The 25,286-nt window shown below is 66.7% G+C and carries 26 protein-coding genes and 1 tRNA gene; 15 read left to right on the top strand and 12 right to left on the bottom strand.

Going from position 1 to position 25,286, the window contains the following annotated elements:
- Nucleotides 1–11: 11 nt before the first annotated feature.
- The 5 genes from QXZ94_RS23825 (at nt 12) to QXZ94_RS23845 (ending at nt 5,711) form a co-directional block, all read left to right on the top strand.
- A complete protein-coding gene (locus QXZ94_RS23825) occupies nt 12–1,058 on the top strand; it encodes a ligase-associated DNA damage response exonuclease (protein WP_315722449.1) in 1,047 nt (348 codons plus the stop codon).
- A complete protein-coding gene (locus QXZ94_RS23830) occupies nt 1,055–2,929 on the top strand; it encodes an ATP-dependent DNA ligase (protein ID WP_315722450.1) in 1,875 nt (624 codons plus the stop codon). The genes QXZ94_RS23825 and QXZ94_RS23830 overlap by 4 nt, the downstream gene beginning before the upstream one ends.
- A 277-nt stretch (nt 2,930–3,206) precedes the next feature.
- On the top strand, nt 3,207–3,515 hold the full coding sequence (locus QXZ94_RS23835; RefSeq protein ID WP_172110273.1) for a DUF6460 domain-containing protein: 309 nt from the start codon (nt 3,207–3,209) through the stop codon (nt 3,513–3,515).
- 13 nt (nt 3,516–3,528) lie between these two features.
- Nucleotides 3,529–4,263, top strand: a complete 735-nt coding sequence (locus tag QXZ94_RS23840; RefSeq protein WP_315722451.1) for an MBL fold metallo-hydrolase — start codon at nt 3,529–3,531, stop codon at nt 4,261–4,263.
- A gap of 143 nt (nt 4,264–4,406) precedes the next feature.
- Nucleotides 4,407–5,711 carry an MATE family efflux transporter gene (locus tag QXZ94_RS23845; RefSeq protein ID WP_315726487.1) on the top strand — a complete coding sequence of 435 codons (1,305 nt, stop codon included), beginning with the start codon at nt 4,407–4,409 and terminating at the stop codon, nt 5,709–5,711.
- Nucleotides 5,712–5,837: 126 nt separating this feature from the next.
- Here the strand turns inward: QXZ94_RS23845 and QXZ94_RS23850 are convergent, their stop codons facing one another.
- Together QXZ94_RS23850 and QXZ94_RS23855 are read right to left on the bottom strand one after the other, a co-directional pair.
- On the bottom strand, nt 5,838–6,932 hold the full coding sequence (locus QXZ94_RS23850; RefSeq protein ID WP_315722452.1) for a quinone-dependent dihydroorotate dehydrogenase: 1,095 nt from the start codon (nt 6,930–6,932) through the stop codon (nt 5,838–5,840).
- Nucleotides 6,929–7,273, bottom strand: coding sequence for a DUF952 domain-containing protein (locus tag QXZ94_RS23855; RefSeq protein ID WP_315722453.1), 345 nt, complete (start codon nt 7,271–7,273; stop codon nt 6,929–6,931). Before QXZ94_RS23855 ends, QXZ94_RS23850 begins: the two co-directional genes overlap by 4 nt.
- Before the next feature lie 282 nt (nt 7,274–7,555).
- Between QXZ94_RS23855 and QXZ94_RS23860 the strand changes: the two genes are divergently transcribed.
- Nucleotides 7,556–8,317: a carbonic anhydrase family protein gene (locus tag QXZ94_RS23860; RefSeq protein WP_315722454.1), complete on the top strand. Its 762-nt coding sequence runs from the start codon at nt 7,556–7,558 to the stop codon at nt 8,315–8,317.
- A gap of 199 nt (nt 8,318–8,516) precedes the next feature.
- Here the strand turns inward: QXZ94_RS23860 and QXZ94_RS23865 are convergent, their stop codons facing one another.
- The 6 genes from QXZ94_RS23865 to QXZ94_RS23890 all read right to left on the bottom strand — a co-directional run bounded on the left by QXZ94_RS23865 (nt 8,517) and on the right by QXZ94_RS23890 (nt 13,768).
- Nucleotides 8,517–10,163, bottom strand: coding sequence for a lysine--tRNA ligase (locus tag QXZ94_RS23865; protein ID WP_315722455.1), 1,647 nt, complete (start codon nt 10,161–10,163; stop codon nt 8,517–8,519).
- A 137-nt stretch (nt 10,164–10,300) separates the two neighbouring features.
- Nucleotides 10,301–11,209, bottom strand: a complete 909-nt coding sequence (locus tag QXZ94_RS23870) for a transporter substrate-binding domain-containing protein (RefSeq protein WP_315722456.1) — start codon at nt 11,207–11,209, stop codon at nt 10,301–10,303.
- A 102-nt stretch (nt 11,210–11,311) separates the two neighbouring features.
- Nucleotides 11,312–11,908, bottom strand: coding sequence for an SCO family protein (locus QXZ94_RS23875; protein WP_315722457.1), 597 nt, complete (start codon nt 11,906–11,908; stop codon nt 11,312–11,314).
- Between the two features lie 22 nt (nt 11,909–11,930).
- The gene (locus QXZ94_RS23880) at nt 11,931–12,119 is read right to left on the bottom strand and encodes a hypothetical protein (RefSeq protein WP_315722458.1); all 189 of its coding nucleotides are present in this window, start codon (nt 12,117–12,119) and stop codon (nt 11,931–11,933) included.
- 145 nt (nt 12,120–12,264) lie between these two features.
- The gene (locus QXZ94_RS23885; RefSeq protein ID WP_172110282.1) at nt 12,265–12,789 is read right to left on the bottom strand and encodes a hypothetical protein; all 525 of its coding nucleotides are present in this window, start codon (nt 12,787–12,789) and stop codon (nt 12,265–12,267) included.
- Nucleotides 12,790–13,408: 619 nt separating this feature from the next.
- On the bottom strand, nt 13,409–13,768 hold the full coding sequence (locus tag QXZ94_RS23890) for a hypothetical protein (protein WP_172110284.1): 360 nt from the start codon (nt 13,766–13,768) through the stop codon (nt 13,409–13,411).
- Between the two features lie 167 nt (nt 13,769–13,935).
- On the opposite strand from QXZ94_RS23890, the gene QXZ94_RS23895 reads away from it, so the two are divergent.
- The 5 genes from QXZ94_RS23895 (at nt 13,936) to QXZ94_RS23915 (ending at nt 19,864) form a co-directional block, all read left to right on the top strand.
- Nucleotides 13,936–14,301 (top strand): nuclear transport factor 2 family protein, encoded by a 366-nt coding sequence (locus QXZ94_RS23895; RefSeq protein WP_315722459.1) that lies wholly within the window; start codon nt 13,936–13,938, stop codon nt 14,299–14,301.
- 174 nt (nt 14,302–14,475) lie between these two features.
- Nucleotides 14,476–16,290 (top strand): AMP-dependent synthetase/ligase, encoded by a 1,815-nt coding sequence (locus QXZ94_RS23900; RefSeq protein WP_409998807.1) that lies wholly within the window; start codon nt 14,476–14,478, stop codon nt 16,288–16,290.
- 1,073 nt (nt 16,291–17,363) lie between these two features.
- A complete protein-coding gene (locus QXZ94_RS23905) occupies nt 17,364–18,362 on the top strand; it encodes a LacI family DNA-binding transcriptional regulator (protein WP_315726489.1) in 999 nt (332 codons plus the stop codon).
- Between the two features lie 227 nt (nt 18,363–18,589).
- Nucleotides 18,590–18,928 carry a hypothetical protein gene (locus tag QXZ94_RS23910; protein WP_315722461.1) on the top strand — a complete coding sequence of 113 codons (339 nt, stop codon included), beginning with the start codon at nt 18,590–18,592 and terminating at the stop codon, nt 18,926–18,928.
- 30 nt (nt 18,929–18,958) lie between these two features.
- Nucleotides 18,959–19,864 (top strand): SMP-30/gluconolactonase/LRE family protein, encoded by a 906-nt coding sequence (locus QXZ94_RS23915; RefSeq protein ID WP_315722462.1) that lies wholly within the window; start codon nt 18,959–18,961, stop codon nt 19,862–19,864.
- Here the strand turns inward: QXZ94_RS23915 and QXZ94_RS23920 are convergent.
- From QXZ94_RS23920 to QXZ94_RS23930, 3 genes are all read right to left on the bottom strand, one after another.
- The gene (locus QXZ94_RS23920) at nt 19,857–20,147 is read right to left on the bottom strand and encodes a hypothetical protein (protein ID WP_315722463.1); all 291 of its coding nucleotides are present in this window, start codon (nt 20,145–20,147) and stop codon (nt 19,857–19,859) included. The genes QXZ94_RS23915 and QXZ94_RS23920 overlap by 8 nt on opposite strands.
- A gap of 30 nt (nt 20,148–20,177) precedes the next feature.
- A complete protein-coding gene (locus tag QXZ94_RS23925; RefSeq protein ID WP_315722464.1) occupies nt 20,178–20,933 on the bottom strand; it encodes an SDR family oxidoreductase in 756 nt (251 codons plus the stop codon).
- 190 nt (nt 20,934–21,123) lie between these two features.
- A tRNA-Gly gene (locus tag QXZ94_RS23930) sits at nt 21,124–21,197 on the bottom strand.
- A 261-nt stretch (nt 21,198–21,458) separates the two neighbouring features.
- On the opposite strand from QXZ94_RS23930, the gene QXZ94_RS23935 reads away from it, so the two are divergent.
- From QXZ94_RS23935 to QXZ94_RS23950, 4 genes are all read left to right on the top strand, one after another.
- Complete coding sequence (locus QXZ94_RS23935; RefSeq protein ID WP_315726491.1) at nt 21,459–22,031, top strand: methylated-DNA--[protein]-cysteine S-methyltransferase; 573 nt, start codon at nt 21,459–21,461, stop codon at nt 22,029–22,031.
- Nucleotides 22,032–22,099: 68 nt separating this feature from the next.
- On the top strand, nt 22,100–22,939 hold the full coding sequence (locus QXZ94_RS23940; protein ID WP_315722466.1) for an AraC family transcriptional regulator: 840 nt from the start codon (nt 22,100–22,102) through the stop codon (nt 22,937–22,939).
- Between the two features lie 52 nt (nt 22,940–22,991).
- Complete coding sequence (locus QXZ94_RS23945) at nt 22,992–23,351, top strand: VOC family protein (protein WP_315722468.1); 360 nt, start codon at nt 22,992–22,994, stop codon at nt 23,349–23,351.
- A gap of 10 nt (nt 23,352–23,361) precedes the next feature.
- A complete protein-coding gene (locus QXZ94_RS23950; protein ID WP_315722470.1) occupies nt 23,362–23,763 on the top strand; it encodes an SRPBCC family protein in 402 nt (133 codons plus the stop codon).
- A gap of 4 nt (nt 23,764–23,767) precedes the next feature.
- On the opposite strand, the gene QXZ94_RS23955 is transcribed toward QXZ94_RS23950, so the two are convergent.
- Nucleotides 23,768–25,237: an MATE family efflux transporter gene (locus QXZ94_RS23955; protein ID WP_315722472.1), complete on the bottom strand. Its 1,470-nt coding sequence runs from the start codon at nt 25,235–25,237 to the stop codon at nt 23,768–23,770.
- Nucleotides 25,238–25,286 lie beyond the last annotated feature (49 nt).

Raw genomic sequence — 25,286 nt, forward strand, 5'->3', positions numbered from 1 at the left:
CCGAGACCTATATGACCACCATGCGCCCGCAAGACATCCTCCTGCCCGTTCCCTCCGGCCTGTGCTGCAAGGCCGGCGGCTTCCACATCGATCCCGTGCGCCCCGTCGAGCGGGCGCTGATCACGCACGGCCATTCCGACCACGCACGCGCCGGTCACGGCGCCGTGCTGGCGACGCAGGAGACGCTCGACATCATGCGGCTGCGCTATGGCGAGAACTTCGCCGGTGCCACGCAGGCGATCGGCTATGGCGAGGAGGTCCGGCTCGGCGACGTCACGGTCAGCTTTCATCCCGCGGGCCACGTGCTGGGCTCGGCACAGATCAAGGTGTCCTGCGGCGGCACCTGCATCGTCGCCTCCGGCGACTACAAGGATGCGCGCGATCCGACCTGCGCGCCGTTCGAGCTGCTGCAATGCGACGTGTTCATCACCGAGGCGACCTTCGGTCTTCCCGTGTTCCGCCATGGTGATGCAGCGAACGAGGTGAGCAAGCTGCTGGCCTCGGTGGCGCTGTTTCCCGAGCGCGCGCATCTCGTCGGCGCGTATTCGCTCGGCAAGGCGCAGCGCGTGATCGCACTGATCCGCGAGGCCGGCTACGATGCGCCGATCTATTTGCATGGCGCGATGGAGAAGATCACGCGCTACTACCAGGACAAGGGCATCGCGCTCGGCGAGCTCCGGCCGGTGAAGGGCGTCAGGAAGGCCGAGCTCGCGGGCACCATCACGCTCGCGCCGCCGAGCGCGACCTCCGATCTGTGGACGCGGCGTTTCCCCGATCCCGTCACCGCCTTCGCCTCGGGCTGGATGCGGGTGCGCGCCCGCGCCCGGCAGCGCGGCGTCGAACTGCCGCTGGTGATCTCGGACCATGCCGATTGGGATGGGCTGACCGCGACCATCGCGGCCACCGGCGCCGGCGAGGTCTGGGTGACGCATGGCCAGGAGGACGCGCTGGTGCATTGGTGCCGGAGCAAGGGGTTGGCGGCGCGGCCGCTCGATCTCGTCGGCTACGGCGACGAGGAAGAGAGCGAGGTGGCGGCCACGGAGGACGCCGAGGCATGAACCGCTTCGCCGAGCTGCTCGACCGCCTCGCTTACGAGCCCGGCCGCAACAACAAGCTGCGCCTGCTGACCTCGTATTTCCGCGAGGTCGAGGACCCCGACCGCGGCTACGCGCTGGCCGCGCTGACCGGCGCGCTCTCGTTCAAGCACGCCAAGCCGGCGCTGATCCGCGACCTCATCGCCGCGCGCACCGATCCGGTGCTGTTCGCGTTGTCGTATGATTATGTCGGGGATCTGTCCGAGACGGTCGCGCTGATGTGGTCGAAGGGTGGTGCGCATCAGCAGCAGCTCGTTTCCGGGTACCCGCCTCCCCAGCCCTCCCCCACAAGGGGGGAGGGAGCCGAGTTGCGCTTGGAGCTTGCAGCTCGGACGGCATCAAACAGCGACTCGGCAATCGATAACACAATCCCGAGCACCGCTCTCTCCGTTCCCTCCCCCCTTGTGGGGGAGGGTCAGGGAGGGGGGTCCCCCACGGGTGGTCCCTCGAACCAGCCCCCGCCCGGCCACAACAACCCGCCGCCGCCGACGCTCACCGAGGTCGTCACCACGCTCCGCACGCTCGGCAAGACCGAGATGCCGAAGCAGCTCGCGCAATGGCTGGACGAGCTCGACGAGACCGGGCGCTGGGCGCTGCTGAAGCTCGTCACCGGCGCGCTTCGCATCGGCATCTCCGCGCGCCTTGCCAAGACCGCGGCGGCCGCACTCGGCGACAAGGACCCTCATGAGGTCGAGCTGATCTGGCCGGGCCTCGCGCCGCCTTATCTCGATCTGTTTGCCTGGCTGGAGGGCCGCGGCGACAAGCCGGTCAATCGTGACCCCGCGCCGTTCCGGCCGGTGATGCTGGCGCATGCCGTCGAGGACGACGACTTCGCCGGCATGACCGCGGCCGATTACATCGCGGAGTGGAAATGGGACGGCATCCGGGTGCAGGCAGTCAGTGGCCGCGAGGCTGACGGCCGCATGGTCACACGGCTGTACTCGCGCAGCGGCGAGGACATCACCGCGAGCTTCCCTGATCTGCTGCCGTCGCTGCATCTGCCGGGCGCGCTCGACGGCGAGCTGCTGGTCGTGCGCGATCGGCGCGTGCAGAGCTTCAACGTGCTGCAGCAGCGGCTGAACCGCAAGACGGTGTCGCCGAAGCTGATGAAGGACTACCCGATCCACCTGCGCGCCTACGACCTGCTCGGCGACGAGGAGAATGATCTGCGCGAGCTGCCATTCGTCGAGCGCCGCGCGCGGCTGGACGCGTTCATCAAGCGTCTCGGCGATCCGCGCGTCGACCTTTCCCCGACGATCGCCTTTGCCAGCTGGGACGAGTTGAAGGCCGCGCGTGCCAATCCCGCCTCGGCCGGCGCGGGCGACGACGCCGAAGCGGTCGAAGGCGTGATGCTGAAGCGGCGCGACGCGCTGTATCTGCCGGGACGGCCGAAGGGGCAATGGTGGAAGTGGAAGCGCGATCCGCACATCATCGACGCGGTGCTGATGTATGCGCAGCGCGGCCACGGCAAGCGCTCGTCCTACTACTCCGACTACACGTTCGGTGTGTGGACGGCTGGTGAGGCCGGCGATCAGCTCGTGCCGGTCGGCAAGGCCTATTTCGGCTTCACCGACGAGGAGCTGCTGCAGATCGACCGCTTCGTCCGCCGCAATACGACCGAGAAGTTCGGCCCGGTCCGCCACGTGGTGCACGAGCCCGAGCAGGGCCTGGTGCTGGAGGTCGCATTCGAGGGCCTGCAGAAATCGCCGCGACACAAGTCCGGCGTCGCGATGCGCTTCCCCCGCATCAACCGCCTGCGCTGGGACAAGCCGCCGCGCGACGCCGACCGGCTGGAGACGCTGGAGCGCATGCTGAAGAGCGAGACGGCGGGGTAAGAATGCTCTCGGTTTTCGACACGAACGGGCGTGACAGTTTGTGGCTCGTCATGCCCGGGCTTGACCCGGGCATCCATCCCCCTCGAAAGACGGATGGCCGGGTCAAGCCCGGCCATGACGAAAATGGAGAGCGCGTGCACCAGCAAAAGTGAGCGCGTGCGCGGAACATTAAATGGCAGTAACCAGCTTGCGCCGCCGGCGCGGGTTCCCCACCTGCCCTGCCGTGCTTTATAATGTGCCCTTGCGAATCCGACGAACCCGCCTGGAGACGATGACAATGTCGAACGACATCAGGGACTATCCGGCCCGCGGCCGCAGCTCGGATGGCCTGTATCGCTTTCTCGGCGGCTCGCCGGTCGCCGTCGCGTTCCGGCTCGTGCTGCTGTCCATCCTGGTCGGTGTCGTGCTGTCGGCGATCGGCTTCGATCCGCTGAACATCCTGCACAGCATCCGGCTGCTGTTCATCCGGCTCTACGAGCTCGGCTTCGACGCCTTCAACTGGCTGTGGCGCTATTTCCTGCTCGGCGCCGTGATCGTGATTCCGATCTGGTTCCTGTCGCGGCTGTTCGCTCCGCGCGGCAGATGAAGGAGCACAGCCGATGCAGCTCCGCTTCGTCGGCTGCGGTGACGCGTTCGGCTCGGGCGGCAGATCCAACACCTGCTTCCATCTGACGGGCGCGCACACCAACCTGCTGATCGATTGCGGTGCCTCCTCGCTGCCGGCCTTGAAGCGGCTCGGCATCGCCTGCAACGATGTCGCGCTGATCCTGATCACGCATTTCCACGGCGATCATTTCGCAGGCCTTCCCTTCCTGCTGCTCGACGCGCAATTCTCACGGCGGACGCAGCCGCTGGTGATCGCAGGCCCCGCCGGCATCGCGACGCGGCTGACGCAGGTGATGGAGGCGATGTTCGAGCATTCCTCCAGCACGCCGCGCAAGTTCGAACTGTCGGTGGTCGAGCTCGCGCCCGAGCAGCCGGTGCGCTTCGGCGACGTCGGCGTGACGCCGTTTCCGGTCGTGCACGGCAATTCCGGCGGGCCGTTTCTCGGCTACCGCATCGAAGCCGAGGGTAAGGTGGTGGCCTACACCGCCGACACCGAATGGACGGACAGCCTGATCCCGCTCGGCCGCGAGGCCGACCTGCTCGTCACCGAAGCCTATACGTTCGACAAGCCCGTGAAGAACCATCTCAGCCTCGCGGCGCTGGAGGCCCATCTCGACGAGATCAGGCCGAGGCGGCTGGTGCTCACCCATATGAGCGACGACATGCTCCGGCGGCTGCCGAACCTGCCGCATGAGACAGCGCATGACGGTATGACGATTGATCTCTAGCATCATATCAGCGGTGCCGGCTATGGTAGGCCCGGACCGGGGCTGAGACCGCCGCAGCAGCGCGGCGGGTGACACGGGCCAGGCGAGCGAGCATTCCATTGCATTCACCGGGACCCAAGGGGGCGGCCGTCACGACTGCCCAGGTGTTCGACATCGCAGGTCCCGCGATGATCGCCAACCTGACCACGCCGCTGATCGGCATCGTCTCGACCACGGCGATCGGCCGGCTCGGCGAGGCCGCCATGCTCGGCGGCGTGGCGATGGCCTCGGTGATCTTCGACTGCCTGTTCTGGCTGTTCGCCTTCCTGCGGGCGAGCACGCTCGCCTTCACCGCGCAGTCGCTCGGCGCCGGGGAGGCCGACGAGATCCGGATGGTGCTGATCCGAGGGCTCGCGCTCGCTGCACTGATCGGCGTCGCCTTGATCGCCCTGCAGCTGCCGCTGGCTGCCATCATCTTCGAGCTCATGGGCGGCAGCGATGCCGTCCTCGGCGCCGCGCGAACCTATTTCACCGTGCGCATCTGGTCGGCGCCGCTCGCGCTCGCCAACTACGTGCTACTCGGCTGGCTCGTCGGGCTGGCGCGCGCCAAGCTGGCGCTCGCGGTCCAGGTCGCGATCAACCTGATCAACATGGCTGCGACCATCCTGCTGGTGCAGGTGCTGGAAACCGGCATTGCCGGCGCTGCGATCGCCGCGCTGATTGCGGAGGCCGTCGGCGTGGTGATCGGCCTCGCTCTGGCGCACCGGCTGGTCTCGACGACGCGCGGTCTCTCGCTGCCCTCGTTGTTCGACCGCGTCAAGCTGATGCACATGATGGCGGTGAACCGCGACATCATGATCCGCACCGCCGCGATGATCGCAGCCTTCCTGTTCTTCACCTCGCAGGGCGCGCGTGCCGGCGACACCACGCTCGCCGCCAACGCAGTGCTGAACAATTTCCTGCTGGTGGCGGCGTTCTTTCTCGACGGGCTTGCCAACGCCGCCGAGCAGCTCTGTGGCTACGCCTTTGGCGCGCGCAACAGGGGCGCCTTCGCCGGCGCGACGAGGCTGGTGCTGGTCTGGGGCTTCGGCTTCGCGCTCGTTGTCGCCGTGATCTTCGCGCTGTTCGGACCCGACCTGATCGACGTGATGACGGCAAGCCCCGGCGTTCGCAGCGCCGCGCGCGACTATCTGCCGTTCGTGATCGCCTCGCCGCTGCTGTCGGTGTTCGCCTTCGCATTCGACGGGGTCTATATCGGCGCCACCTGGGCGCGCGACATGCGCAATCTGATGATCGCGGCGCTGATCGTGTTTCTCGGCGCTTGGCTGGCGCTGCGCAGCTACGGCAACACCGGCCTGTGGATCGCCCTGCTCGGCTTCTACGCCGCCCGCGGCGGCTTCCAGGCCGCACGCTATCCGGCGCTGCTGAGGGCATCGTTCGGGAAAGGCCCGGCTCGGTCGACGGGGTAAGCTGTCATCGTCCGCGCAAGCGGATGATCCAGTACGCCGTGCCGTCTCGATTCAACAACAGCCGCCGCGGCGTACTGGATCCCCGCCTGCGCGGGGATGACGGTGGAGAATGACGGAGCAGCTGAACTAAACCGGCCAGTCCTCCGCCGTGATCGTCGCCGCATCGGCGCCGACGATTTCGGACAGCGATTCGCGTCCCGTGCGCAGCAAGGTCGAGGTCAAATCGGCCTTGATGCTGTCGACCAGGCCGAGACCCTTGTAGACGAGCGAGGAATACAGCTGGATCAGGCTGGCGCCGGCGCGGATCTTGGTCAGCGCGGCGCCGCCGGTGTCGATGCCGCCGACGCCGATCAGCGGGAACGCGCCCTCGACGCGCACGAAGGTCTCCGCGACCATGCGGGTCGATAGCCGGAACAGCGGCCGCCCGGACAGACCGCCCTGCTCCTTGGCACGCAGCTGCTCGCGCAGGCTGTTGGGCCGGGCCAGCGTCGTGTTCGAGACGATCATGCCGTCGACGCCGCGGGAGCGCGCGACATGGACGACGTCGTCGAGCTCGGCGAGGCTGAGATCAGGCGCGATCTTGAGCAGCACCGGAGTGTCGCCGGCCTTGCGTCTGATACGGTCGCGCGCCTCCAGCACCTTGGACAGCAGCTCGTCGAGCTGCGCGGCCTGCTGCAGGTTGCGCAGGCCCGGCGTATTCGGCGAGGAGATGTTGACGGTGAAATAGCTCGCCACCGGCGCGAAGGTCTCGATCAGCCGGACGTAGTCGGCGACGCGGTCGGCCGAATCCTTGTTGGCCCCGACATTGACGCCGACGATGCCGCCCTGATTGGCGCGACCGGCCAGCCGGCGCAGCACGGCCTCGGCGCCGTCATTGTTGAAGCCCATGCGGTTGATGACCGCCTCGTCGCGCTCCAGCCGGAACAGCCGCGGCCGCGGATTGCCGCTCTGCGGCCTCGGGGTCACCGAGCCGATCTCGACGAAGCCGAAGCCGAGCCGCAGCAGCGCGTCCGGCACCTCGGCATTCTTGTCGAAGCCGGCGGCCATGCCGACCGGGTTGGGGAAGTTGAGCCCGAAGGCGCGCACCGCGAGCTTGGCATCGTCGGGCCGCGGCTTGATCGCCGGCAGCAGCTTCAGGCCCTGGATGGCGAGCCGGTGCGCATCCTCGGCGTCCAGCCAGCGAAGCAGCGGCAGCGAAACGGTGTCGAAGGCCCGAATCACGGCGCAAGTCCCGGAATGTCGTGGCCGCCATCGGCCCGGCTGTGCATCTGGTGAACGGCCGCCACGGCACCGAGATCGAGCTCGCCATAGAGATGCGGGAACAGCTCGTCATTGCGCGAGCGTTCCCAGCGCAGCGCCTCGCCCAGCGCGTCCGCCTCGACTTCGACCAGGAACAGCGCGCTCTGCCCGAAGAAGTGCTTTCGGGCGGTCTCCGGAACCTGGGAAGCTGTCGAGAAATGGATGAATCCGTCGCGCAGATCGTCCGCGCTGCCGCGATAGACGCCCAGCCGCTCCGCCTCGCGCCAGGCCGAAGCTGAGCAGATTTTGTAGATTTTGGGCACCTTCGCGCGGTCCTGGCTTGAGCTTGAGTTTGCTGATGTTTTCGGGAGCGGCCGACCGTATCGGCAGGGGGCGGCGAACTCAAGCGTCGATTGTCCCGCGGCCGCTGCGCCATCGCCCGCACCAGTTGTCCCGGGCCATCACGGATTTTTCTGGATGCAGCCGGTTCCTCAGCAAGGATTAACCGAATTCGGCTCTCCTGGGCTTCGCGATTCGCCTCGGCGCCGCCGAGCGCTGACGGCCGCACCGATTGCCTGCATCACACTTGAGCTTTGGAGATTGCCATGGACCGCCGCAACGTCTTGAAGGCCCTAGCTGGGTTAGCTCTCTGCCCCGTCTGCGCCACGCCCGGCTTCGCCGCGGAAGGCACCCCGCATTGGAGCTATGAGGGGACGACGGGCCCCGCCAAATGGGGCGATCTCGACGCGGCCAACAAGGTCTGCGGCGTCGGCACCCAGCAGTCGCCGATCGACATCGAGCATCCGACGCGAGCCCAATTGCCCGACTTCAAGCTGAGCTGGGCGAGGACCGCCGACACCATCGTCAACAACGGCCATACCATCCAGCTGAACTTCGCCGACGGCAGCGGCACCCTGAAGCTCGGCGGCACCACCTACAAGCTGCTGCAAGTGCATTTCCATCGCCCGAGCGAGCACCAGATCGGCGGCAAGAACTATCCGATGGAGGCGCATTTCGTGCACCGCGCCGCCTCGGGCGGCCTCGCTGTGGTCGGCGTGCTCATGACCACCGGCCGCCCCAATGCCGCCTTCTCCCACATCGTGTCGACGATGCCGGAAAAGGAAGGCCCCGCGGTCAAGGCCGATCCGCGCATCAATCCCAACATGATGCTGCCGAACCGCCGCTCCTATTATCGCTATGCCGGCTCGCTGACGACGCCGCCCTGCTCCGAGGTGGTCGAGTGGCTGCTGCTGAGCGAGCCGGTCTCGGTCGCCGAAGCTGATGTGGCGAAGTTCGCCAAGCTGTATCCGATGAATGCCCGCCCGGTGCAGAAGCTCGACCGCCGCTTCGTGCTGCAGGGCGTGTAGCCCGCTCATCGCCGCCGCTTCGGGCGAAGGCGGCCGCCCAGCATTCCGCTGTCGTCCCGGCCTCGAGCCGGGACCCATACCGCGGAGTGCTGATTGGTTTGGACGGTGGCGGAGATCTTCCGTCAAACTCGAGCCGGTGGTTGATGGGTCCCGGCTCGAGGCCGGGACGACACCGTTTGCGGAGTGAAGAGCGTGGACCTCACGCGCTCCGCGCCAGCGCCCCGTCGATCATGCTGACGGCGTTGTTGATGCCGTAGACGGCGACGAAGGAGCCGAAGCGCGGGCCCTTCTCCTGGCCGAGCAGCACCTGATAGAGCATGTTGAACCAGTCGAGCGACACGCCCGGCCGGCCGTCCTTGCCCTTCTTGGCGTGGTCGAGGAACGGCTCGCGGCGGCCGATCTCGTAGACCACGTTCTGGATGTCCTCGGCCGCGGCCTCCTGCGGCAGGTTGGACAGCGCGTCGCGCAGATCCTGCAGCGCCACGCGCTCGATCTCGGTCGGCTCGCGGAACGTCTTGGTCGGCGCGACGAAGTCGCGATAGTAGTTGATGGCGTAGCCGACCATCGCGTCGAGCTTAGGATGCGTCTGCGGCGTCACGCCCGGACGGTAGCGGCCGATGAAGCCCCACAGCGTCTCGGCATTCTCGGCGTTCGACGACGACACCAGGGTCAGCAGCAGCTGGAAGGTCACCGGCATGTCGGCCTTGGGCGGCGTGCCGGAATGGATGTGCCAGACCGGATTGCCGAGCTGCTGCTTGGCATCCTGCTTCGGGAAGCCCTCGAGGAATTGCTGATAGTCGTCGACGTTGCGCGGGATGACGTCGAAATACAGCCGCTTCGCCGCCTTGGGCTCGCGATACATGAACAGCGACAGCGATTCCGGCGAGGCGTAGCGCAGCCATTCGTCGATGGTCAGGCCGTTGCCCTTCGACTTCGAGATCTTCTGGCCCTTCTCGTCCAGGAACAGCTCGTAGTTGAAGCCCTCCGGCGGCGTGCCGCCGAGCGCCGCGCAGATCTTCCCCGACAGCTTCACCGAATCGATCAGGTCCTTGCCGGCCATTTCATAGTCGACGCCGAGCGCGTGCCAGCGCATCGCCCAGTCCGGCTTCCATTGCAGCTTGCAGTGGCCGCCGGTGACCGGAACGGTCATGCGCTCGCGGGTCTCGGGATCGTCGTAGGAGATGGTGCCGGCCTTGGCGTCGTGCTCCACGATCGGCACGTACAGCACGAGGCCGGTGCGCGGGCAGATCGGCAGAAACGGCGAATAGCTTGCGGCGCGCTCCTCGCGCAGCGACGGCAGCATGATCGCCATCACCTTCTCGAGCCGCTCCAGCATGCGCAGCAGCGCCGCATCGAACCTGCCCGAGGTGTAGTAGTCGGTCGAGGAGGCGAACTCGTATTCGAAGCCGAACTTGTCGAGGAAGGCGCGCAGCCGCGCATTGTTGTGCGCGGCGAACGAGGGATACTCGTTGGAGAACGGATCGGGGATGCGCGACAGCGGCTTGCCCAGATGCGTCGCCAGCATCTCCTTGTTCGGCACGTTGTCCGGCACCTTGCGCAGGCCGTCCATGTCGTCGGAGAAGGCGATGAGCCGCGTCTTGATCCTGTCCTCGGTCAGCACGCGAAAGGCGTGGCGCACCATGGTGGTGCGCGCGACCTCGCCGAAGGTGCCGATATGCGGCAGGCCGGACGGGCCATAGCCGGTCTCGAACAGCACCTCGTCCTTCGGGGTCTTCTTCAGCCGGTTGACGATCGCTTTCGCCTGCTCGAACGGCCAGGCATTGGATTGTTCGGCGAGCGCGCGCAGGTCGCTCGGGCTGGGAAGGGCGAGATCGATCGTGGACATCTTGAAAAAGACTTCTCCGAAGGCGTGCAAAACAGCGGTCATGTTACCCGTCATTCCGGGGCGATGCGAAACATCGAACCCGGAATCTCGAGGTTCCGGGTTCGCGTCTTCGACGCGCCCCGGAACGACGGCAAGCGCTAGAACGGGCTGATCGAGAAATAGCGCAGCCACAGGTCGGTGTAGCGGCCCTTTTCCCAGACCCGGAACAGCGCCCAGTTCAGGGCCTGGCGCAGCAGGTCGTTGCCCTTGCGCACCCCGATCCCGACGCCCTCGCCGAAATAGCGGCTTTCGACGAAAGGTCCACCGGAAAAGGCGCAGCAATCGGCCGAATCAGTGCCGTTGACCCAGAACGCCAGCGAGATGCCGTCGCCGAAGATCAGGTCGACCTCGGCCCGGCGCAGCGCCTGCCGCAGCGCGTCCTCGTTCGGATAGGCCTTGATCTCGGCGTCGGTGAACATCGCCTTGAGATAGGCCTCGTGTGCGGTACCGGCGACCGCGCCGATCTTCTTGCCCTCGAGGAATTCGGGCCGGATCTCGGTCATGACCGCGTCGCGGCGCGACACGAAGCGCGCCGGCGCCCGGTAATAGGGATCGGAGAAATCCAGCCGCGCGCGCATCTGCGGCGTCACCGCCATCGAGGCGATGATGGCGTCGCCCCGGTTCGAGGACAGCGCGTCGATCAGGGTCTCGAAGCGGCGCATCTGGACGGTGCAGGTGACCTTGATCTCGTCGCAGATCGCCCTGGCGAGATCGACGTTGAAGCCGGCCGGATTGCCGTCGGGTCCGGTGAAATTGAAAGGCGGATAGTCGGTCTCGGTCAGGAAGCGGATCACCGTGAGGCGCGACAGATCGGGCCGCTCGGGGCGGCGCCGCGGGTCCCAGAAGCCGGGGACCGCCTGCGGCGCCGCTTCGACCGCCGGCCTCACCGGCGCCTGGGCGCGCGCATCCGGTCCGGCCCCGGCCAGGCCGAGACAGAGCAGCACGGCGGCGGTGATGGCGCGGGCCGGGCGGTTGGGCTTCCAGGGGCTTGAAACGACGGTCGGCATCAGCGGTCCCGATGGTCAGCGCGCCTTATAGACCATCCCGGCGCAAATTCGAGACGCGAATCGGCTCGGTGCCGGGCGCCGGGCGCGAGAGCGTTAACGCGCTCAGAGGTACTTCTTCAGGTCCGCCGCCGCCTCCTCGGGCGTGCGCTTCAGGTTGAACGGCGCGACGAAGCGGCCGTTGCGGTCCATCAGATAAATCAAGGCGGTGTGGTCCATGGTGTAATCACCGTCCTTCAGCGGGACCTTCTTGGCATAGACCCGGTACTCGGTGAGGACCTTGGCCAGCACCTCGGGATCGCCGGTCAGGCCCTTCAGGTGCGGATCGAAGCTCGAAAGGTAGTCCTTCATGGCCGCCGGGTTGTCGCGCTCGGGATCGACCGAGATGAAATAGGCGTTGACGCTGTCGGCGTCCTTGCCCATGGCGCGCAGCACCTCGGAGATCTCGAACAGCGAGGTCGGACAGACGTCCGGGCAATGGGTGAAGCCGAAGAAGATCAGGGTCGGCCGCCCCTGCAGGCTCTTTTCGGTGACGACCGCGCCGGTCTGGTCGGTGAGCTGGAACGGCCCGCCGATCGCGGCCGGTGCGGCGATGTTGCGGGCGCCGCCGCCCAGGACGACGAACATCAGCGTCAGCCCGACCACCAGGCTGGCAGCGAAGGCTCCGATGATCACCAGCGGACGGGTGGCATTGGACGGCATGCCGGGCTCCTCAATTTCGGTCTCAGAAGCAGGCGCTGAAGCCGGCGGCGATCATCTCGAAGAACACGGCGGTGCCGTACTGCGCCCAGAGAATGCCGGCGCCTGCGACCAGCCCGACGCCCAGGGCCGCGGCCGCCATCACCGGCGCAGAGGCCGCGCGGCGACCGGCAGAACCGGGCGATATCTCTTGCGGCGCTGAAAGGGGCTGCATGATGGCGTGCTCATCCGGCGGGTCACTGGCCCGAAATGGCACATGCGTCTGCCCGCCTCTCGACCTCTGAAATAGGCCGCGCTGGCGGGCGAGGCAAGCGCGGAGGGCGCCCGCCGCGGTCACAGGGTGCGGAGGAATGCCCCGGTCAGTGCGAGGCGGAGGCCTTGGCGGCCGCCGGCGAGATCGCCGGAGCATTGGGCGCGACCTGCGGCGAGGACGGCGAGGACGCCTGGGCGTCCATGTAGCAGGGCTTGTACATCGCCTGCAGCTCCTTGCCCTTCAGGAAGATCATCCGCGGCGTCAGCCCGCCGCGCTGCGAGATCCAGCGGCGGATCGGCGACGGATACATCGAGTACAGCATCTGGGTCGCCTCGGGATTGGTGACGGCGCGGCCGTTGGCGCCGAAATCCCAGGCGGCGTGGAAACCGAGATTGGCATGCGAGGTGACGCAGATCTTGTCGTGCGGAACGGCGCCCAGCACGATGGTGCAGGCCGACGCGCACAGGCCGTCGATGATCACATACTCGCCTGAGGATCGCAGGCCCTGGTACTTGTCGACATAGGTGCCGATCCGGCCGCCGCGGTCGTCGGCAATCCGGACCACGGCCTGGCTCGCGCCGACCCCCGACAGCAACAGAACAACTGCGAGCAACCCCGTCCAGAATTTCATGTCGAGCCCCAGTTCAACCCGGCGAAACCGATCTGACCGACTTTGATACGCTTCGTGTGATGCGTTGATTGTGATGCTTGGAACTGCGGCGGACCTTGCAATCACGAGCCCTCCCCAGAACCGGAACGCGAAAGCCAAATCCAAATCGCAAACGCAGCGTGTTGCGAGATCGTGTTTTTGTCCAGGACGGCGCGGCGGCCCGAACCAAATTCAGGGCAAGTGTTGCAAGGCCGCTGCACCACCCGGTTGCTACCGCGAAAATATCGCCTCACCCGGGCCCGACCATGGCAGTTGCGCCACGAGCTGGGCAGGAGCCCGGCATGATTCGTCTGGCGGCGCGGCTTCAACGTCACGGCAGCGCAAAACCCCGTGAAATTCCGGATGCGCGAAGGCGGCGTTGTGGAGGGCGCCAAGACTGGGAGGAACGGATTCCTGCGCCGGCCTTCGATACCGCTCAGGTTCCCGGCGCGCGGAACCTCGGCGGCGCCGATGCAGCCTCGATATCGGGTCGCATCCTCCCGGATCCGCTCCAGAGGGAAGCGGCATCGCGGCCGACTCGATCGCCCGGCTTTGCTGAGGAATGCGCCGGCAGCGGCGCCATGTGAGCAGCGGAGCCGAACTAATCGTCGGGAAGGCGCACGGTGGCGCCGAAGGTGACGAGCGGCGCGTCGGCGGACCCGAGCTCGATCTGCCGCGCCGGCACCTCCTGATAGCTGCCGTCTTCAGTCTTTCTCAACTCATATTGCCAGACCGTTAACGCCTCGCCGCGCGCCAGCGCGTTGCGGATGCGGCTTGCGCCGCGGCCCGGGAGCTTGAGCAGGTCGTCGCGCATCATGCCGATCATCGTCGGGCTGTCGCCCCGATGCAGCTCGAAGAACACCATGCGGTTGGGCTTGTCCTGCGGCTTGAGCACGGTATCGGCCGTGAACAGGACGAGACAGATCGCGACCGCGATCAACTTCCAAGTGTCGGACAACATGCGACGCAAATCCCCCGCACCGTCTCTGCGCGCTGGGTAGGCCCGGCGCGGAGAGGCGGCAACTTACAGTTTGGTCATGCCAAATGAGATGACGTCGGACGTAATCGATTCGATGCATGATCGGCGCGATCTTCGCCGCCTCATCGTTCACAACATGGAGAGCACCGATGACCGAGATCGCCGCGATCGCCGACGGCTACATTGCGCTGTGGAACGAGCGCGACGCCACGCAGCGCCGCACGCTGCTCGCGCGGCAATGGACCGACGATGCCAGCTATGTCGACCCGCTGATGTGCGGCAGCGGCTACGACGGCATCGACGCACTCGTGAACGGCGTGCAGCAGCGCTTCCCCGACTTCCGCTTCCGCCTGCGCGGCAGCGCCAACGGCCACGGCAACTACGTCCGCTTCGCCTGGACGCTCGGTCCGGCGGATGCAGACGGCCCGATCGAGGGCACGGACTTCGTCGAGCTCGCCGACGGCCGCATTCGCCGCGTCACCGGCTTTCTCGACAAGGTGCCGGAGGGCGCGTGACGGACATCGCCACCGCCGCACGCGAGGGGCTCCCATGTCGCGGCGCACGAGCAGACGTCCCGTGATTGCGCTACGTCAACGTCGGTCCTGATCCGCCGCTGCAAGACGCTCGCGACGAATACCGGATCGCCGGAGGCGGGCGTGCAGCAGTCTAATTCCATCGATGATCAGGCAATGGCGGCCGGCCCGCCGGCCGCCATTGCGACCCTGCCCGCGCTGTGGCGCTGGCGCGTCGACCGGAGCCCCGACGCCGAGGCCTATCGTCACTTCGATCCGGCCGGCAACGGCTGGAGCAGCCTGTCATGGCACCAGATCGATCGCGTCGTTGATCGCTGGCAGCGGGCGCTCGCCGCCGAAGGATTGAAGCAAGGCGAGCGCGTCGCGATCCTGATGCCGAACGGGCTGGCGCATCTCGCGATGGATCAGGCGGCGCTGGCGCGTGGGCTGGTCCCGGTGCCGATGCATGCGGTCGACAACGCCGACAGCATCGCCTACATCCTCGCCGATTCCGGCGCGCGGCTGCTGCTGGTCGATTCCGACCAGCATTGGAATGAGATCGCCGCCGTCGGTCAGGCCCTGCCCGACCTGAAGCGGATCGTGTGCGCCGAGCTGCAGGCGCCTCCCGACGCCGCCGATCCGCGCGTCGCCGCGCTGGATGCCTGGCTGAATGCGTCCGGAGCCGGCGCGGCTCTCGACGAGATCGCCATCGCGTCGCACGACCTCGCCGCGATCGTCTACACCTCGGGCACCACCGGCCGGCCGAAGGGCGTGATGCTGTCGCACGACAATGTCGTCGCAAACGTCAAGGCGATCCATCAGCGGCTCGCGGCCGACATCGACGACGTGTTCCTGTCGTTCCTGCCGCTGTCGCACACGTTCGAGCGAACTGCGGGCTATTACTACGCGATCGCGATCGGTGCCTGCGTCGCCTATGCGCGCTCGGTGAGGCAGCTGTCGGAGGATCTGCTGGAGGTCCGCCCGACCATCCTGGTCTCGGTGCCGCGCATCTATGAGCGGATCTATTCGCTCGTCATGCATCACCGCGGGATCGCCAACCCGTTGGAGCGCGCGCTGCTCGATCTGACGCTCGCGATCGGCGGCCGCCGCTTCGATGCACGGCATGGGCACGCCACGCAGCCGATGTTCGAGCGCACCGCATGGCCGCTGCTGCGTCGCCTCGTCGCCGAGAAGGTGCTGGCCCGGTTCGGGGGGCGGCTGCGCGTCGCGGTGAGCGGCGGTGCGCCGATCGCCGAGCCGGTGGTGCGGCTGTTCCTGGCGCTCGGGCTCGACGTGCTGCAGGGCTACGGCATGACCGAGACCTCGCCGGTGGTGAGCGTCAACACGCCCGACGACAACGATCCGCGCACCGTCGGCCGCGCCCTCCCCGGCGTCGAGGTCCGCATCGGCGACAATGACGAGCTGATGGTGCGCGGCCCCCACGTGATGCTCGGCTACTGGCACCGGCCGGAGGAGACCGCGCGCATCAAGGAGGCCGACGGCTGGCTGCACACCGGCGACCAGGCCCGGATCGACCAGGGACGCATCACCATCACCGGGCGGATCAAGGACATCCTGGTGACGTCGACCGGCGAGAAGATCGCCCCCGCCGACCTGGAGACCGCGATCCTCACCGACCCGCTGTTCGAGCAGGCGATCGTGATCGGGGAGAGCCGCCCGTTCCTCACGGCGATCGTCGTCCTCAACCTCAAGGGCTGGGCCGAGCAGCAGGCGCGGCTCGCCGCTCACGGTCAGCGCGGCCCCGAGGCCGAAGCCGCTTCCCTGCTGCGCCACATCGCGCGCAGCGTGAAGGCCTATCCGGCCTACGCCACGCCGAAGGCGGTGCATTGGACCTTGGAGCCATGGACCATCCAGGCCGGCCTGATCACGCCGACGCTGAAGAACAAGCGGCCGGCCATCGAGCGGACGTTCGCCAGGGAGATCGAGGCGATCTACGCGAAGCGGCCGGCGGCGTCGACGACGAAGCAATAGGGACATCGGGCGGAAATGCGTGGCGGCAGAATGTGGCCGCACATACCGCTGTCTTCCCGGCGAACGCCGGGACCCATACTGCGTGATGTGCGTTGGCGGAGAAGGTCTGGATCGTCGTCCTTCGCAAAGCCGACGGTGGCGTCTATGGGTCCCGGCGTTCGCCGGGACGACGGTGGAAGTCGGGGAGACGCCTCGGTCAACATTGTCATTGCGAGGGGTGGGACCCTGCACATCACCAGGTACTTATTGTGACGGACTCTGATTGGCCCTGGCCCATCCTTCCGTGAAAAAGAAATCTCTTTCATTTTTTCGGAAATCATGTATATCTCTCCGCATCCCGGCCCGCGAGAGGGGCGCTTCGCGATCGTCACGAGACGTGGGGCCGGCGATGCGGTGGCTGCGAGTGCGCTGCAGCGGGCCTCGTGCTCGCCGACGAACGGCAGACTTGCGGACGTGAAGACGCGTGGTCCTGGCGCCCCGAAGCTGGCGCCAAGTCGTCTGGTGATGATGATCCGGACGGCGACGGTGGCTAAAAAGCCGGACACCGGGGAGAGCGCGACATAAGCGTGAAAACCATCGCGCGGGGAATGCCGGGATGTCTCGGCTGAACCTGTGGTTCCTGCCGCCTGCATTTTTTTCCGCAGGCGGGCCATGGGTGCGGCCAGCGCCCGGCATTCCCCGCGCCCTCTCTCTTGCAGGGCGGGACGACCGGCACGACTCGGACGCAGCTGCGCCGCGAGAGGGCGATGACGCATGCCCACAGGGACGTTCTTTCAGGTGCTTCTCGCTCGTCATGACGTTCGGGAGCCGTTGCTGCATTCTCCGCCGTCGTCACGGCGAAGCCGGTGGCGTTGGGTCCCTTCGTCGCAGAGACGACCGCGGAATGTGACGAGGGATCGCCCTCTTCGTCGGCAGCTTATTCACCTGATTGTTATCGATATCATAAGCAGGGTATCCTTCTGCATCCGCCAGCTCCGGGCCGCCCGCCCCGGCGACGCGCAGCCAAGAGAAGACCGCATGAGATGAAGTCGACACGGCCGACCGCCCGAGCGCTGCCGAAGCGGCCCGCGACCATGGCGGAGGTGGCGGCGCGGGCCGGCGTGTCGGCGATGACCGTCTCCCGCGCCCTGAAGAGCGACGGCGCCGTCTCCGAGGAGACGCGGCGCAAGATCCTTTCGGCCGTCGACGAGCTCGGCTACGTGCTCGATCTTTCGGCGGGAGCGCTGTCCTCGAAACGTACCGGCTTCGTCGCCGTCCTGGTGCCTTCGATCAACAACTCCAACTTCTCCGACACCGCCCGCGGCATCACCGAGGTCATCGAAGGCCGGGGACTGCAGATGCTGCTCGGTTACACCGACTACGACATCGAGAAGGAGGAGCAACTCGTCCAGGCGATGCTGACCCGCCGTCCCGACGGGATCATCGTCACAGACGGGCGGCATACACCGAAGGCGCGGCGGATGCTGCGATCCGCCGGCATCCCCGTCGTGGAGACCTGGGATCTGCCGGCCGATCCGATCGATCACGTCGTCGGCTTCTCCAACGCCGAGGCCTCGCGTGCCCTGGTCCACCGGCTGTATCAGAAGGGCTATCGCAACATCGGCTTCATTGGTGGCGCCAGCCGGCGCGACACCCGCGGCGCCGACCGCCGGCTCGGCTACACCAGGGCGGTCGAGGAGCTCGGCCTGCCGGTCGGCCGCACCATCTCGTTCGGCAATCCGCCGATCTCGATGGAGCAAGGCGGCCAGGCGCTCGTGCACCTGATCCAGCAATGGCCCGATGTCGACGCCGCCGTCTGCGTCTCCGATCTCTCCGCCTTCGGCGCGATCATGGAGTGCCACCGCCGCGGCTGGGCCGTGCCCGGCCGGATCGCGATCGCCGGCTTCGGCGATTTCGAGGTGTCGCGCTGCGCCTGGCCACGCATCACCACCGTCGCCGTGGATTGCCGCAATATCGGGCGCGAGGCGGGTCGCATTCTGCTGGACGCACTCGACGCCGTGCAGCACGCGCACCCGCCGGCGCCGGCGACCCTGATCGTCCCGTTCGAGGTGATCGAGCGCGAAAGCACATGACGCCGCATCGCTTGACGGCTCGTCCTAGGAAGACTCGATGCTATCGACAACAAGATCGATGAGAGGAGCACCAACACCAAACCCTCCCGGTGAGGAGCGCCGCTGGCGGCGTGTCTCGAACCATGAAGCCCCGAACGAGGCGAAAGTGATCGCCGTGCTCTCACTCCCTCGCCGGCCCGCGAACGGCCGGCCACCGAGCCCTTTCTGACACTGAGGAGCGAATGCCGATGTACATCCGTTGCGCTTTCTTCAATGGCCGCGTGAAGCCCGGACGCGAAGCCGAGTTCACTGCCTATGTCCGCGAGAAGCTGGTGCCGCTATGGACGCGCTTTCCCGGCGCCCAGGAGGTCCGCGTGCTGCGCCAGGAGGAAAGCGATAGCGATGCCCAGCGCTATGAGATGGTGCTGGCGATCCGCTATCCTTCGCACGCGGCGATCGAGCAGGCGCTGGCGTCGCCGGTGCGCGCGGAGAGCCGCGAGGTGACGGGAGGGCTGATGGAGATGTTCGAGGGCTCGATCTTCCACACCGTCTTCAGGGCCGACGATTTTCCCCTGCCGACCGACTGACCGCATCCTCGCCGCCGGAGACCTTGCGCCATGACCACCTACGACATTCGCGACCCGCGCTTCAGCGCCCTGATCATCGGCCACGCCAAGCTGGAGAAGCTGTGGACCGGCTGCCGCTGGGCCGAGGGCCCGGTCTATGTTCCCGCGGCGAAATCGCTGCTGTGGTCTGACATCCCCAACGACCGCCTGATGCGATTCGACGAGACCGACGGCTCGGTCTCGGTATTCGAGACGCCTTGCGGCTATCACAATGGCCATACGCGCGACGCGCTCGGCCGCGTCATCGCCTGCGAGCATGGCGGTCGACGCATTTCGCGACTGGAGCACGACGGCACATGGGTCGGCTTGGTCGATCGTTTCGAGGGCAAGCGCTTCAACTCGCCGAACGACGCCGTGGTGAAGTCGGACGGCACGATCTGGTTCTCCGACCCGACCTACGGCATCGACAGCGCCTATGAGGGCCACGCGGCGCCGAGCGAGATCGGCGCGAGCCACGTCTATCGCTTCGATCCGGCCACCGGCGCAGCCGCAGCGGTCGTCACCGACATGGTGAAGCCGAACGGCCTTGCGTTCTCTGCCGACGAGCGCCTGCTCTACGTCGCCGACACCGGCGCGACCCACGTGCCGGATTGGCCCGCGGTCATCCGCGTCTACGCGGTCGCCGCGAGCGGAAGGACCGTCGGCGACGGCCGTGTGTTCGCCACCTCGCCCGCCGGCTTGTTTGACGGCTTCCGCATCGACCGCAGCGGAAACATCTGGACCTCGACCGGCGATGCCATTGCCATCTACGCACCCGATGGCACCTTGATCGGGCGCATCCCGGTGCCCGAGATCGCCTCCAACGTCACCTTCGGCGGGCCGAAGCGCAACCGGCTCTACATCACCGCGCAAACCTCACTCTACGCGATCTTCGTCAACGCCCATGGGATCAACTGAGACCACACGACCGCTCCGGCGCGCCGACCATGCACGTCAACTGACCGGTCGCAGCCTTAGGCGTGCCGACCGAAAGCGGACGATCAACCGAGCCCAGCACGGCAGCGGCGGCAGCACCTGCCGCCGACGTCGCGCCGAGCGCAACGAGCGACGCGACCTTGGCCGCATCGAGATCGAACGCGACGAGGCGGGTTGCGGTCCGAGCGGTCCGGGCACCAATCGCGCCGGCCATCGCGTCAGTGCCAATCGACGCGACGACACGACTCGCGTCGACACGCGGCAAGCGCTGCGCTGGATGGCGCGACGGCCGGCCTCAGAGCGAGGCGGTGATGCCGCCATCGACATAGAGCACGTGGCCATTGACGAAGGACGATGCCGGCGAGGCCAGGAAGATGCAGGCGCCGACGAGTTCTTCGACCTTGCCCCAGCGCCCCGCCGGGGTGCGCTTCTCGAGCCAGGCCGAGAAGGCCGGATCAGCAACCAGTGCAGCGTTGAGCGGCGTATCGAAATAGCCGGGCGCGATGGCGTTGACCTGCAGGCCGTGCTTGGCCCAGTCCGTCGCCATTCCCTTCGTGAGGTTTCCGACCGCGCCCTTGGTCGCCGTGTACGGTGCGATCGACGGACGCGCGAGCGACGTCTGCACCGAGGCGATGTTGATGATTTTGCCGCCGTGCCGTCCGATCATGTGGCGCGCACAGGCTTGGCCGACGTTGAACACCGAGGCGATGTTGGTCTGCAGCAGGCGCTGGAACGCCTCCTCGGGGAAATCCTCCAGCGGCGCCCGATGCTGCATGCCGGCATTGTTGACGAGAATGTCGATCGGGCCGACCTCGGCTTCGAAGCGATCGACCGCCGCCCGCACGGCGGCGTGATCGGTCACGTCGAAAGCGAGGATGCGTGCGCTTGGAATGTCGCGAGCAGCTGCGGCGAGCTTGGCTTCGTCGCGGCCATTGAGCACGATTTCGGCGCCGGCTTGAGCAAGACCGCGCGCGAGCGCAAGACCAATGCCTTGCGAAGATCCGGTCACCAGAGCGCGACGCCCCGCCAGATCGAACAAGTCGACCGCCACTCCGCTTTCTCCGCCTGCTACGTTGAACCCGCCGGGCAAGACTATGTTATCGATAACAAATCCTGTCAACGCCACGGCTTTGGCTTCATCCGCAACGCGACGAGGGTCGTCGCGTTGCTCGCAAGCGCACGCATCCATCTCCTCGAGATGGCGATCTGTGGTGATCGTTATGGGGGGATCGTTACGGGGCTGGAGCGGGCGAAGGGAATCGAACCCTCGTATGCAGCTTGGGAAGCTGCCGTTCTACCATTGAACTACGCCCGCATGGCTCAATGCTTAACCGAGCCGCAGCGTTTCGCCAAGCGGCTTGTCACTCTGCGGATCGTCGCGGAGCCTGCCGTCGGACCCGTCTCGCGTGCTGCACCGCATGGCGCCGCGCAGATCGCGAGACGGCGCTTGACAACCATGACCCAAATCAGGGCAAACCCCGCCCCGGTCGTGCCGCGCTGTTAACAAACTGTTAACAAAATTGATGCGGTCGACCGCGGCAGTGCTATGGTTGTGGTGTGGGGTTGGGGTGGCGTCATGGGGCGTGGGTATACGATCTTTGATACGGCCCTCGGCCGTTGCGGCATCACGTGGAGCGATGCCGGGATCACCGGCGTGCAGCTGCCGGAAGCACGGGAAATCGAAACCCGGCGGCGGTTGTTCCGCCAATTTCCGGAAGCACGGGAGCAGCGCCCGTGTTCGAACACTGAACTCGCCATTGAAGGCATTTCCGCCATGCTGCGCGGCCGGGATGTCGACTTCTCGGACGTAGCGCTCGATCTCAGCGGCGTACTGCCGTTCAACCAGCGCGTCTACGAACGCATCCGCGCCATTCCGCGCGGCGAGACGCGCAGCGCTGACGAGCTCGCAATCGAGCTTCACGTCGCCGGAGCGCTGAACTCGATTGCGCAGGCCCTGACGAAGAATACGTTCGTCCTGATCGTGCCGTGCCACCGCGTGCGCGACCTCGGCAGCAGCCACGACAAGCCGTCACCCAACAGCGGGGTCATCTCCAAGCGGCGGCTGCTGTCGCTCGAAGGCGCACGGCCGCTTGCGGGCCTGACCTTGTTCGACGCTCTGCTCACCGTCGACCGGGCCCGCGCCTCATGAGCGTCAAGTCCTCGAAATTTCTCACACCCAACCCTCGTCTTTCACGCGCGATGCCCTAGATTGCCAGGATGACCGCGACCATCCTGTTCGAAAGTCGAGACGTCACCGTATCTGAATTCCGCTGTGCGGCGGCTCCGGGTGAGCGTCCCTACGCCGAGCAATATGCCGGCTACTCGCTGTCCTACGTGCGCAAGGGCAGCTTCGGCTGCCATCACCGCGGCCGCTTCTTCGAGCTGGTCACCGGCTCATTGCTGGTCGGACATCCCGGCGACGAGTACATGTGCACGCATGACCACGTCTGCGGCGACGAGTGCCTGTCGTTCTTTTTCGATGAAGCCATCATTGACGAGATCGGCGGCGACAAGCGGACCTGGCAGACCGGCGCCACGCCGCCGCTCCCGGAGATGATGGTGCTCGGCGAGCTCGCCTTGGCTGGGGCCGACCGCGAGCGCACGCATGGACTTGACGAGATCGGTCATCTCATCGCCGGCCGCTTCGTAGCCACCGTCACCGGACGAGAGGAGCGGCCGCCACAACCGAGCCTGCGGGATCGCCGGCGCGCGGTCGAGAGCGCGTTGTGGATCGACGAGAATTCGGACCGCGACATCGACCTGGCGGATACGGCCCGCGAGGCCGGTGTCAGCCCGTTCCACTTCTTGCGACTGTTTGCGGCGACGATCGGCGTGACACCGCATCAATACCTGATCAGGTCGCGTTTGCGGCGCGCAGCCCGGCGTCTCAGCGAGGAGGACACGCCGGTCACCGACATTGCCTACGATACGGGCTTCGCCGACCTGTCGAACTTCACCCGCACCTTCACGCGCGCCGCCGGCGTGTCGCCATCGAAATTCCGCAAGGCTTCGCGCGGCGAGCGCAAGATTCTCCAAGAGCGGATCGGCCGCCACTGATGAGATGATCTCAGCGCGTGCAACAGCTGCATGCCCAGCATGGAGATCATCGATGTACGATCATATCGGCCTCAAGGTTGGCAATCTCGACGCCAGCATCCGCTTCTATACTGCCGCACTGGCGCCGCTCGGACACATCCTCTGTTCGAAGGACGAAGTCTCCGCAGGGATCGGCCCCAAGGGCGAGCCGATGCTCTGGCTCTATCTCGACAAGGCCGCGGCCAACGCTGCAGTACATGTCGCGTTCCGCGCTTCCGATCACGCTGCCGTTGCCAGATTCCACAGCGAGGGACTGAAAGCCGGCGGCCGCGACAACGGCGGTGCCGGGCCGCGCACGGACTATAGTCCGACCTACTACGCCGCATTCCTGATCGATCCCGACGGCAACAACATCGAAGCCGTGTGCCCTTGAGGTGATCGTCATGGCATCGATTCAGAAGGAGATCCCGATCGCAGCCCCGGCGGCTGCCGTGTGGGACGCCGTGCGCGATTTCGGCGCCGTTCATATCCGGCTGGCACCCGGTTTCGTGACCGATACCCGACTCGACGGCGACGTCCGCATCGTCAGCTTCGCCAATGGGAGCGTGGTGCGCGAGCAATTGGTCGACTGCAACGATGAGCGCCGGCGCCTGGTCTATGCCATCAAGAATCAGCGCATCACCCAGCACAGCGCGTCGTTTCAGATCTTCCCGGAAGGCGAGGAACGCTGCCGAATGATCTGGACGACGGACGTGCTGCCGCACGAGATCGCGCCCTATATCGAGCAGCAAATGGAGCTCGGCGCGCGTGCGATGCAGGACACCTTGGGCAGGCAGCGCGTGTAGCAGCTCAGCCGAGGCGCGGCGGCGGCTGAGAGCCAGAGTTGCGGACGGGCGCCAACGCGGCCGGGCGCAGCTCGATCGTGGCAGGCTTCGAACCCCAGCGGGTGAGCATCACGCTGGCGAGAGTCAGGCCGCCGAGGAGGACCATGGATGCCGCTGCCAGCAGGAAAAACTCGCCCTCGGTGGCGGCATGCTGCAGCAGATAGCTGCCGCCGGCGGCGATGAAGACGAGCCGCGCCGTCTGCGCCAGCACCGGCCCGATCACGCGCGCCGCGCCTTGCGAGGAGAAATACATCGAGATCGCCAAGCCGATGAAGGCATACATCGGCGCCGCGATCTGAAGATAATGCCGGCCGGCGCTGCGCGCGCTCTCATCCTGAGTGAAGATGTCGACCCAAACCTGCGGGAAGATCGCGATGCCGGTCGACAACACACCCATGGTGGTGAAGGAGACGAGACCCGCGGTCCAGGCAACGCGGCGGGCGCGCGCGATCTGCTCAGCACCGATTGCCATGCCCACCATCGGCACCGAGGCCATGCCGATCGAGAACCCGACGGTCGTCATCATGAATTCGAGGCGAGCGCCGATTCCGTAGCCGGCGAGCACGGCCGTGCCGAAGCCCGCGAGCATATGGGTGAAGATCGCGATCGACAGCACCGACTGCAGCGGCGAGAAGCAGGCGATCGCACCGACCTTGAGAATGTCGGCGAACATCGCACGGCTGATCTTGAGACCACGGAGCTTCGGCCTGACGCGAGCTCGCCCCGAGAACAGATACCAGCTCATGACCGAGATGCTGACGCTGAAGGCGAGCAGCGCGCCCGCCGCGACGCCGCGCATGCCGAGGCCAAGACCCAGGCTCAGCGTGCCACCCAGAACGATCTGCAACAGCGCCGAGCTGAGGATCATGAACGACGGCAGCTTCATGTTGCCGGTGCCGCGCAGGATGCCGGCCATGGAGTTCATCAGCCATGGCAGCACGGCGCCGCCGAAAAATATCTGCAGGTATGCGACGGCGTGGCTCAGCACCGCGCCGCGGCCGCCGAGCAGCTCCAGCAGAGCGGGACCGAACACCAGCATGCCGATCATGAAGGCTGCGCCGAAAAGCAGGGCGATCAGCAGCGCATGCGAGGCCAGCGTCGAAGCGCGCTCAGTATCGCCGGCGCCGAGTGCTCGCGCGATCGCGGAGGCCACGCCGCCGCCCATGGCGCCACCGGACATCGTCATGGTGAGGATTACCAGCGGAAACACCAGCGCCATGGCCGCGAGCGCCTCGATGCCGAGCCGGCCGATATAGGACGTCTCGGCGATGACGACGCAGGTGCCCGCCGTATTCGCGATGATGTTGGGCCATGCCAGCGACAGCAAGGTGCGCAGGATGGGGCCGTCGACCAGCGCATTCCGCATCGGCTTCACGGCGATCGGCAAGGAACGCCCTTCGTCGACCGGACTGTCGGCCAAGCCGATCTCGGACATTTCAGCTCCCCGCTCGGCCGCGCGCGTCGCAGCCCCATTGGCTTTCGTT

It is taken from the genome of Bradyrhizobium sp. SZCCHNS2022, assembly GCF_032377575.1.
In the GTDB taxonomy this organism is placed as follows: Bacteria; Pseudomonadota; Alphaproteobacteria; order Rhizobiales; family Xanthobacteraceae; genus Bradyrhizobium; species Bradyrhizobium aeschynomenes.

What these genes read in the sequence shown, in the direction of transcription:
- QXZ94_RS23825 (WP_315722449.1), top strand. Translation starts at nt 12, where the DNA reads ATGACCACCATGCGCCCGCAAGACATCCTCCTGCCCGTTCCCTCCGGC.
- QXZ94_RS23830 (WP_315722450.1), top strand. Translation starts at nt 1,055, where the DNA reads ATGAACCGCTTCGCCGAGCTGCTCGACCGCCTCGCTTACGAGCCCGGC.
- QXZ94_RS23835 (WP_172110273.1), top strand. Translation starts at nt 3,207, where the DNA reads ATGTCGAACGACATCAGGGACTATCCGGCCCGCGGCCGCAGCTCGGAT.
- QXZ94_RS23840 (WP_315722451.1), top strand. Translation starts at nt 3,529, where the DNA reads ATGCAGCTCCGCTTCGTCGGCTGCGGTGACGCGTTCGGCTCGGGCGGC.
- QXZ94_RS23860 (WP_315722454.1), top strand. Translation starts at nt 7,556, where the DNA reads ATGGACCGCCGCAACGTCTTGAAGGCCCTAGCTGGGTTAGCTCTCTGC.
- QXZ94_RS23865 (WP_315722455.1), bottom strand. Translation starts at nt 10,163, where the DNA reads ATGTCCACGATCGATCTCGCCCTTCCCAGCCCGAGCGACCTGCGCGCG.
- QXZ94_RS23870 (WP_315722456.1), bottom strand. Translation starts at nt 11,209, where the DNA reads ATGCCGACCGTCGTTTCAAGCCCCTGGAAGCCCAACCGCCCGGCCCGC.
- QXZ94_RS23875 (WP_315722457.1), bottom strand. Translation starts at nt 11,908, where the DNA reads ATGCCGTCCAATGCCACCCGTCCGCTGGTGATCATCGGAGCCTTCGCT.
- QXZ94_RS23880 (WP_315722458.1), bottom strand. Translation starts at nt 12,119, where the DNA reads ATGCAGCCCCTTTCAGCGCCGCAAGAGATATCGCCCGGTTCTGCCGGT.
- QXZ94_RS23885 (WP_172110282.1), bottom strand. Translation starts at nt 12,789, where the DNA reads ATGAAATTCTGGACGGGGTTGCTCGCAGTTGTTCTGTTGCTGTCGGGG.
- QXZ94_RS23890 (WP_172110284.1), bottom strand. Translation starts at nt 13,768, where the DNA reads ATGTTGTCCGACACTTGGAAGTTGATCGCGGTCGCGATCTGTCTCGTC.
- QXZ94_RS23895 (WP_315722459.1), top strand. Translation starts at nt 13,936, where the DNA reads ATGACCGAGATCGCCGCGATCGCCGACGGCTACATTGCGCTGTGGAAC.
- QXZ94_RS23900 (WP_409998807.1), top strand. Translation starts at nt 14,476, where the DNA reads ATGGCGGCCGGCCCGCCGGCCGCCATTGCGACCCTGCCCGCGCTGTGG.
- QXZ94_RS23905 (WP_315726489.1), top strand. Translation starts at nt 17,364, where the DNA reads ATGGCGGAGGTGGCGGCGCGGGCCGGCGTGTCGGCGATGACCGTCTCC.
- QXZ94_RS23910 (WP_315722461.1), top strand. Translation starts at nt 18,590, where the DNA reads ATGTACATCCGTTGCGCTTTCTTCAATGGCCGCGTGAAGCCCGGACGC.
- QXZ94_RS23915 (WP_315722462.1), top strand. Translation starts at nt 18,959, where the DNA reads ATGACCACCTACGACATTCGCGACCCGCGCTTCAGCGCCCTGATCATC.
- QXZ94_RS23935 (WP_315726491.1), top strand. Translation starts at nt 21,459, where the DNA reads ATGGGGCGTGGGTATACGATCTTTGATACGGCCCTCGGCCGTTGCGGC.
- QXZ94_RS23940 (WP_315722466.1), top strand. Translation starts at nt 22,100, where the DNA reads ATGACCGCGACCATCCTGTTCGAAAGTCGAGACGTCACCGTATCTGAA.
- QXZ94_RS23945 (WP_315722468.1), top strand. Translation starts at nt 22,992, where the DNA reads ATGTACGATCATATCGGCCTCAAGGTTGGCAATCTCGACGCCAGCATC.
- QXZ94_RS23950 (WP_315722470.1), top strand. Translation starts at nt 23,362, where the DNA reads ATGGCATCGATTCAGAAGGAGATCCCGATCGCAGCCCCGGCGGCTGCC.
- QXZ94_RS23955 (WP_315722472.1), bottom strand. Translation starts at nt 25,237, where the DNA reads ATGTCCGAGATCGGCTTGGCCGACAGTCCGGTCGACGAAGGGCGTTCC.